This is a genomic window from Novosphingobium tardum, assembly GCF_042652045.1.
In the GTDB taxonomy this organism is placed as follows: domain Bacteria; phylum Pseudomonadota; class Alphaproteobacteria; order Sphingomonadales; family Sphingomonadaceae; genus Novosphingobium; species Novosphingobium tardum.
This window is the reverse complement of the sequence record NZ_JBHSDR010000006.1, coordinates 384,854-392,563: the sequence shown is the minus strand read 5'-3', so window position 1 is coordinate 392,563 and position 7,710 is coordinate 384,854. Positions and strand designations below refer to the sequence as shown.

General features: G+C 63.6%; 7 protein-coding genes. 4 read left to right on the top strand and 3 right to left on the bottom strand.

What is annotated here, in order from left to right:
• Window positions 1-45: 45 nt before the first annotated feature.
• The gene (gene trxA, locus ACFO0A_RS09835) at window positions 46-366 is read left to right on the top strand and encodes a thioredoxin (RefSeq protein ID WP_379538830.1); all 321 of its coding nucleotides are present in this window, start codon (window positions 46-48) and stop codon (window positions 364-366) included.
• A 3-nt stretch (window positions 367-369) separates the two neighbouring features.
• On the opposite strand, the gene ACFO0A_RS09830 is transcribed toward trxA, so the two are convergent.
• The 3 genes from ACFO0A_RS09830 to ACFO0A_RS09820 are packed head-to-tail and all read right to left on the bottom strand — an operon-like array spanning window position 370 to window position 3,501.
• Window positions 370-1,179, bottom strand: coding sequence for an inositol monophosphatase family protein (locus tag ACFO0A_RS09830; RefSeq protein ID WP_379538829.1), 810 nt, complete (start codon window positions 1,177-1,179; stop codon window positions 370-372).
• On the bottom strand, window positions 1,176-2,402 hold the full coding sequence (argJ, locus tag ACFO0A_RS09825) for a bifunctional glutamate N-acetyltransferase/amino-acid acetyltransferase ArgJ (protein ID WP_379538828.1): 1,227 nt from the start codon (window positions 2,400-2,402) through the stop codon (window positions 1,176-1,178). Before argJ ends, ACFO0A_RS09830 begins: the two co-directional genes overlap by 4 nt.
• Before the next feature lie 31 nt (window positions 2,403-2,433).
• Complete coding sequence (locus ACFO0A_RS09820; RefSeq protein ID WP_379538827.1) at window positions 2,434-3,501, bottom strand: acyltransferase family protein; 1,068 nt, start codon at window positions 3,499-3,501, stop codon at window positions 2,434-2,436.
• Window positions 3,502-3,625: 124 nt separating this feature from the next.
• Between ACFO0A_RS09820 and ACFO0A_RS09815 the strand changes: the two genes are divergently transcribed.
• The 3 genes from ACFO0A_RS09815 (at window position 3,626) to ACFO0A_RS09805 (ending at window position 7,504) form a co-directional block, all read left to right on the top strand.
• Window positions 3,626-3,901 carry a hypothetical protein gene (locus ACFO0A_RS09815; RefSeq protein ID WP_379538826.1) on the top strand — a complete coding sequence of 92 codons (276 nt, stop codon included), beginning with the start codon at window positions 3,626-3,628 and terminating at the stop codon, window positions 3,899-3,901.
• Window positions 3,902-4,010: 109 nt separating this feature from the next.
• Window positions 4,011-6,734, top strand: a complete 2,724-nt coding sequence (gene secA / locus ACFO0A_RS09810; RefSeq protein ID WP_379538825.1) for a preprotein translocase subunit SecA — start codon at window positions 4,011-4,013, stop codon at window positions 6,732-6,734.
• Window positions 6,735-6,763: 29 nt separating this feature from the next.
• Complete coding sequence (locus ACFO0A_RS09805) at window positions 6,764-7,504, top strand: sulfite exporter TauE/SafE family protein (protein ID WP_379538824.1); 741 nt, start codon at window positions 6,764-6,766, stop codon at window positions 7,502-7,504.
• Window positions 7,505-7,710 lie beyond the last annotated feature (206 nt).

The following is a 7,710-nucleotide window of genomic DNA, read 5'->3' as shown; positions in this document are numbered from 1 at the left end:
CTGCCGGCCCTAGATATGGGACCACTCACAGACAAGGAATCCCAGATGTCCACCAAAGCCGTGACCGATGCCAGCTTCGCCGCCGACGTGCTCCAGTCCGACAAGCCCGTGCTGGTCGATTTCTGGGCCGAGTGGTGCGGGCCGTGCAAGATGATCGGCCCTGCGCTGGAGGAGATCAGCGAGGAACTGGCCGACAAGGTGACCATCGCCAAGATGGACATCATGGAAAACACCGATGTTCCCGGCCAGATCGGCGTGCAGTCGATCCCGCTGATGGTGCTTTTCAAGGACGGTAAACCGGTTGCCCAGAAGCTCGGAGCTGCGCCGAAGAGCCAACTCAAGGGCTGGCTCGAAAGCGTTCTCTAACAGTCAGTCGGATGGCAGCGCGGCCAGTCGCGCTGCCATCTCGTCCCACAACGCGGGCGTCGACGCCCCGATCAGTCCGCGCCTGTCGTCATCTACTCGGTAGTCCGATCCGTCGGGCCGCGCAGCGCGCCCTCCGGCTTCGTTCACGAACAGCACGCCAGCAGCGTGATCCCAGGGCAAGGTTCGCTCGAAGATCGAGCAGTCGTTTTCTCCCAGCACGAGCCGTGGGTACTGTTCTGCCGCGCACCGAGGGATATCGACGACCGTGTAATGCGGCAGGATATGTCCGGTCACTGCCGCGCGCCGGGCGGGATCCATGAAGACCACGGAAACCGCCGCAATCGGCGGAGAGAGCCCGCTGGCCCGGGCAGTGACCCAATCGTCGCCGATGAAGCTGCCGCCGCCCTTGTGCGCGTGGCATAACCGGCCCGAGACAGGATCGTAGATCCAGCCCGCGATCATCTCCCCCGCCTGGGCCAGTGCCACGATGATGCCGAACGGGCGCTTGCCCAACGCGAAGTTGTTCGTGCCGTCCAGCGGATCGACTATCCAGCAAAGTTGCTGGCCGAGCCGGCCCATGACCGTCCGGTCGGCGTGTGCGGCTTCTTCACCCACGAGCGCCGCGTCCGGCAGAATCCGGGTCAGCCCTTCGGCCAGCAGTTCCTCTGCTTCGCGATCTGCAATCGTGACGACATCGTCAGCCGCTTTCTGGACAATCTGATGCGCGGCGAGGGATTGGAAACGCGGCATTATCACGCGCTCTCCAACCGTTCGCATCAGCTCGTGGACCGGGCGGGTAAGCGCGCGGGTCATGAGCGATAATCGGCGTTGATCGAGATGTATCCGTGCGTGAGGTCGCAGGTCCACACGGTGGCGCGACCTTCGCCCAGGCCCAGATCCACCTCGATGGTGATGTCCTGGCCCTTGAGGTGCCGGGCGACCGGCGCCTCGTCGTAGTCTTCCAGCGCCGTTCCGTTGCGTGCAGCCCAGATCCCGCCGAAGCCGATCGAAAGGCGATCGCGATCTGCCGGCTCTCCAGCTTTGCCGACCGCCATCACGACGCGGCCCCAGTTGGCGTCTTCTCCGGCGATGGCTGTCTTCACCAGCGGCGAATTGGCGACTGCAAGGCCCACGCGGCGCGCGCTTTCGTCGTTCACCGCACCTTCGACCGACACGGAGACGAACTTCTGCGCACCTTCGCCGTCGCGCACGACAAGGTGGGCAAGCTGGCGGCAAACGTCTTCGAGAGCTGCGGCAAAGGCGTCCGCTCCCGGATCTTCGAAAGACCTGATGGGGGGATTACCGGCTGCGCCGGTCGCAAAGGCGAGCACCGTGTCGCTGGTGGAGGTATCGCTGTCGACCGTGATGCAGTTGAAGGTCCCGTCACTGGCGGCGCTGAGGAGTTGCTGCAGGAAGTCCGGCGCGACGGCGGCATCCGTAAAGATATAGCCCAGCATCGTCGCCATGTCGGGCGCGATCATGCCCGACCCCTTTATGATCGCGGCAAGCGTGACGGTGGTTTCGCCGATCTTCGCTGTGGCCATAGCGCCCTTGGCGAACGTGTCGGTCGTCCCGATCGTATCGGTGGCCTCCTGCCACCCGCAAGGCGCGGCGGCGAGCGCGGCCGCGACGCCGGCTACGGCCTTGTCGCGCGGCAGCGGCACGCCGATCACGCCGGTCGACGAAACGAACACCTGCGAAGGCGGGCAGCCCAGGTGGTCCGCGACCTGGTTCATGATCGCTTCCACGGCCTCGCGCCCGCGATAGCCCGTGAAAGCGTTCGAATTGCCGGCGTTGACGACTAGCGCGCGTGCGTGTCCCGACTTGATCTGCTCGCGGCCCAATTCGACCTCGGTGGAGCAGCAGACGTTGCGCGTGAACACGCCCGCGACCGCGGTCCCTTCGGCAAGCTCGACATAAGTCAGGTCGCAACGACCCCAGTCCTTGTAGCCCGCTCGCGCAATGCGGACGGTTACGCCTTGGATAGGCGGCATGTCGGGGAAGGGGCGGGCGAGGGGCGAGACTGCGGACGACATTCGATGCCGCCTAGTCTGCTGGCGGGCAAGGTCAAGCCAGGGGCGCGGGTGCAGTCTGCTGGACGAGGCGGCGGCGCAAGTCTTTCGCGAGGGGTGCAGCCCACGTGACAAGCGCCGCGACCGATAGCGAGGTAACCGTCGCTATCGCCGCGATCGCGACGGAAGAACCATAGGCGAGGAAGGCGACCATGATCGGCAGATGGACTGCGTAGAGCGGAAACGACAATGCACCGAGCCGGTCGAGCCAGGGGACCGCCGCTTGAGCCGGGGTCGCCGTCGCCACTAGCCAGAACAGCGGCGGCAGCAGCACGATTGCGACGAGCGCATCGCCGACCGCGGCATGCCAGGGCAGAAGCGGAACCGCGACGATGAGCGCGACCGGCAACGCCAGGGCGAACCACCAGGGCACGAGTTGCTTGCCAAATCCCCTCTGGTACCGGAGCGCCATCCAGATCCCGATCGTGTACGACCAGCCGACGCGCGCTCCCGCCAGCCACCACAGTTGCTGGTTGGGCCCGAAGGTGTCCGAGCCGTACTTCCAGATCGCGGCCTCGAACGCGACGCCGAAGAAGGCCGCGACGAACAGAAGCGTGCGATCGGAAAGGCGCCGCAGGACGAGTACGTGGGCGACGTTGGCGACAATCTCCCAGAACAGGGACCACTGCGGCCCGTTCAACGGGAACAGCGAACCTTCGCGCCACAGGATCGGGATCCCGGCAAGGGCGAGAACCAGCAAGGCCGGCACCGGGTCTGCCTCGCCGAGCGTGACCGCACCCAGCGCACCGACGACGGAACCAAGAGCGATCATCGGCCAGAGCCGCTTGACCCGCACTTCCATGAACCAGACGGCGCCGCGCTCTTCCATCTTGCGCTCGGCGGCAAGCGTCAGCACGAAGCCGCTCAGCACGAAGAAGACATCGACAAATAGGTACGAGCGCGAAAAGATTTCGGCGACGCCAAAGACGTTGCGCATGTGGTAAAGGAGCACGCCGATCGCGGCGATCCCGCGCAGGCCGTCGAGCAGCGACAGCCGCCCCATCGCAGCAGCCGGGCTGGAATCGCGGGCAGGCCCGGCGACGGAATGAGTGCGCTGTTCCATTCGCAAGAAAGTTTCGCTGAAAAACCCTGAAAAGCCGTTACGCGAGCCCGGCCCCGCATCGGCAAAGCATTTGGACCTCGGGGATGGACGCTGGCAGCCAAGCTACCTATATCCGCCCGCACCAATGACCCGTCTCCTCCTCGGCCTCCTAGCCCTCCTGGGCCTGATTGCGCAAGCTGCGCCCGCCGAAGCGCGCATAACTCGCGCCGGAGCGACCGAGATCGGCGCCTCGGAGGTACCGGGCATCTCGCGCACCGTTCGCGCTCGCAATGCCGGTGTCGCGCATTTTCCTTCGGTTACGCCCGCTACCGACGTCAATTCGCCGGCGCTCTCGCGGATAGCCGCCTTTGGGTCGTTCAGTCCCACCGTCCGGATCGGGATCGACCGTTCGGCGCAGTGATCGCGGGCGCGGTTTGCCGCGCTTAGCGACATATTCTGGCACTGCTCGCAGCCGTGCCGCTTCCCCTTAGATAGGTCGTCGTTGCGACCTCCCGACCAGGATACCCGCCATGCTCGGCACCCTTGCCAAATCTCTCTTCGGCTCGTCCAACGACCGTTACGTGAAGTCGCTCGATCGCACGATCGCGCAGATTTCCGCTTACGAACACACGCTCCAGACGTTCACGGATGAGGAGCTGCGGGCACAGACCGACAAGTTCCGCAGCCAAATCGCAGCGGGCAAGTCGCTCGACGACATCCTTCCCGAAGCCTTCGCCACTGTCCGCGAGGCGGCCCGCCGCGTACTAGGGATGCGCCACTTCGACGTGCAGATGGTCGGGGGCATCGTGCTTCACCGCGGCGAGATCGCCGAGATGCGCACGGGCGAGGGCAAGACCCTGGTCGCCACGCTCGCCTGTTACCTCAACGCGATCGAGGGCAAGGGCGTCCACGTAGTCACCGTCAACGATTACCTCGCACGACGCGATGCTGAGTGGATGGGGCAGGTCTACACCTTCCTCGGCCTGACCGTGGGCGTGATTGTGCCCAATCTCGACGAGATGGAGCGCCGCGCCGCTTACAACGCCGATATTACCTACGCGACGAACAACGAACTCGGCTTCGACTATCTGCGCGACAACATGAAGCACGAGCGCAGCCAGATGGTGCAGCGCCCCTTCAACTTCGCGATCGTCGACGAAGTCGATTCGATCCTGATCGACGAGGCGCGCACGCCGCTGATCATCTCGGGCCCGACCGACGACAAGTCCGAGCTTTACATCCAGGTCGACGCGGTCGTGAAGCGCATCGTCCCCGAAGACTACGAGGCCGACGAGAAGACCAAGAACATTACCCTGACCGAGGACGGTGTCGAGAAGGTCGAGCGGATGCTCGAAGAGGCCGGACTGCTCGAGGGAAGCAACCTTTACGACATCGAGAACACGCAGGTCGTCCATCACCTCGACCAGGCTCTCAAAGCCAACGTCATGTTCAAGCGCGACATCGACTACATCGAGAAGGATGGAAAGATCGTCATCATCGACGAGTTCACCGGGCGCATGATGGATGGCCGCCGCTGGTCGAACGGCCTGCACCAGGCCGTCGAGGCCAAGGAAGGCGTGCAGATCGAGCCCGAGAACCAGACGATGGCCTCGATCACCTTCCAGAACTATTTCCGCATGTATCCCAAGCTTTCGGGCATGACCGGCACCGCCGCGACCGAGGCGCCCGAATTCTTCGACATCTACAAGATGAACGTCGTCACCATCCCGACCAACCTGCCGGTCCGGCGGGTCGACGAAGAGGACGAGTTCTACAAGAACACCGCCGACAAGTTCCAGGCGATCGCGAAGTTGATCCGCGAAAGGTACGAGACCGGGCAGCCTGTTCTGGTCGGCACAGTGTCGATCGAAAAGTCCGAGATGCTCTCGGAATATCTCAACCAGGAAGGCGTGAAGCACAACGTGTTGAATGCCCGCTTCCACGAGATGGAGGCGCATATCGTGGCGCAGGCCGGCCGCCTGGGCGCCGTGACCATCGCCACGAACATGGCGGGCCGCGGAACCGACATTCAGCTGGGCGGCAACATCGAGTTCCGGACCGAGGACGAGTTGCGCGATATGCCCGAGGGGCCCGAGCGCGAAGCCGCGATCCAGCGCATCAGGGACGAAGTCGGTGCGGAAAAGCAGAAAGTGCTGGAAGCCGGCGGCCTTTGCGTAATCGGTACGGAGCGGCACGAAAGCCGCCGTATCGACAACCAGCTTCGCGGGCGCTCCGGGCGGCAGGGCGATCCCGGCCTGTCCAAGTTCTACCTCTGCCTCGAAGACGACTTGCTGCGCATTTTCGGGCCGGACACGCTGTTTTCGCGAATGATGAATTCGAACCTCGCAGATGGCGAGGCGATCGGATCGCGCTGGCTGTCCAAGGCGATCGAGACAGCCCAGAAGAAGGTCGAGGCGCGCAACTACGACATCCGTAAGCAGGTGGTCGAATACGATGACGTGATGAACGATCAGCGCAAGGTCATTTACGAGCAGCGCGCAGACATCATGGATGCCGAAGCAGTGGACGATGTCGTGGTCGACATGCGTCACGACACCGTGAACGCTATGGTCGGCAGCGCCTGCCCTCCGGGATCCTACCCCGAACAGTGGGACATCGATGGCCTCAAGCATCAGGCCGCGGACATACTTGGCCTCGACCTGCCGGTCGAGCAGTGGATGGATGAGGATGCGGTGGAGCCCGACTTGATCGAGGAGCGCATTCGCGACGCTGCAGACGCAAAGATGGAAGCCAAGCTTGGCGAGATCGATCCGGTGGTCTGGAAGAACCTCGAAAAATCGATCTTGCTCGAGCGGCTCGACAACCACTGGAAGGAGCATCTCGCGACGCTCGATGCGCTGCGCCAGGTCGTGTTCCTTCGCGCTTATGCTCAGAAGACGCCCATCAACGAGTACAAGCAGGAAGCTTTCGGCCTGTTCGAGAACATGCTCGAGAAGATCCGCGAGGATGTGACGAGGATCCTGATGACGAGCGAATTTCGCATGCGCTCGCCCGAAGAGTTCGTGCTGCCCGAACTGCCCGACTTCCTTACCGGCCACATCGATCCGTTTACCGGTGAGGACGATTCGATGGCGATACCCGGTGCGGCGGCAATGCTCGGTGCACTGGGCACCGCGGCGACGGCGGTGCCCGGCGGCGGCGATCCCTATGCCGACAGCGGCGTAAGCCGCAACGCACCTTGCCCTTGTGGCTCGGGCCAGAAATACAAGCACTGCCACGGCGCGATTGCGTGATGCGCTAAAAACAGGGGGGCAAGAAGGGCATGGCGCTGTGGCTTATCGGAGCATTCCTGGCCACGGCGCTGCTCTATGCCTCGGTCGGTTATGGCGGCGGCTCGACCTACAGCGCGCTGCTGGCGCTCTCGGGTTACGACTATCGCCTGCTCCCGATCCTGTCGCTGTCGTGCAACGTGGTTGTCGTCACTGGCAGCCTGATCCGCTTTGCCCGGGCGGGGGTCGTGCCATGGCGCGGTGGGCTGGTTCTTTCGCTTGTCGCTGCGCCGTTGGCGTTTCTTGGCGGCCTGACGCCGATCACTGAGCGGTCGTTCCTCGTTCTGCTGGGGATAAGTCTGATTGCGGCGGCAGTCCTCCTGCTGCTGCCGACGACCGCGCAGGACCGGCCCGGCGGAGGCCGCGCGGCGCGGTTGATGCCGTTCGCGGCAGCTCCACTGGGTTACCTCGCCGGTGTCGTAGGGATCGGCGGCGGGATATTCCTCGCTCCGCTTCTTCATCTGTCCCGCTGGGACAACGCGCGGCGGATTGCCGCCACTGCCAGTCTCTTCATCCTGATAAACTCGGTTTCCGGCCTGGTCGGCCAGCTTACCAAGGCTGGGGTCGGGCGCTTTTCAGAGGCGATCGGCGACGGTCTGCCCTTGCTGCTCGCGGTCGTGATCGGTGGCCAGATCGGGTCTCTTCTGGCCCTTCGCCTTTTGCCCGAGTGCGTGATCCGCTGGCTTACTGCGGCACTTACGCTTTACGCGGGTTCCCGGCTGCTGCTGGGATGACGAAATTCCTTTTCGTCACAATGACGTTTCGGTCCTAGAAACTTCCGAGTCGTTATCCCAAAAAGCACCGAAGGGTGCAGTTTCCGGCGCAATTTGACTCTTCTTCCAAAGGGTCGATAGTCTCCGGATAACAACACGATAAAACAGGGGTCGCTCCGCACATCGCAAAATAGCGTTTCAGGGGGGCATTGATGTCATCTTCGCGC